The following is a 363-nucleotide window of genomic DNA, read 5'->3' as shown; positions in this document are numbered from 1 at the left end:
TGTTGGCACTCCTGCCGGCAGCGACTGCCCACGCCAGGATCATCGGTATCAACCATACCCACTGGGCAATCAACCATTTCGCTGTGGATGGGCAGTCCGGGCTGGACATTATCGGACCTTGGCATGGTGGTGGAGGCGGGCATATCAGTCTGCCGTTCGAATGGGTGTCGGGAATGACGGTGCGGGTTGAATGGGAGACAGGTGTCGCTTATTCCGATGACTTCCCAGGGTTCGCTGATGAGGCCAAATACGACGCATGGCTCGAAAAGATTGATGCGCAAAAACGGCAGCACAGCAAACTCGCCCTGGTCCCCGACTACACCAACCAGAAAGTCTGCGGCGTCACCGTGCATTTCCTCCCCT

Annotated in this window: 1 protein-coding gene; it reads left to right on the top strand. The window is 57.6% G+C overall.

What is annotated here, in order from left to right; genetic code table 11:
- Nucleotides 1-2: 2 nt before the first annotated feature.
- A partial coding sequence (tli1a, locus tag ACODSK_RS32685) for a Tli1a family immunity protein (protein ID WP_489022296.1) occupies nt 3-363 on the top strand: 361 nt, incomplete at its 3' end.

The sequence above is a fragment of the Pseudomonas sp. FG98 genome, assembly GCF_057808595.1.
Note: the sequence above shows the minus strand (reverse complement) of the source record. Positions and strands in the feature narration are given on the sequence as shown.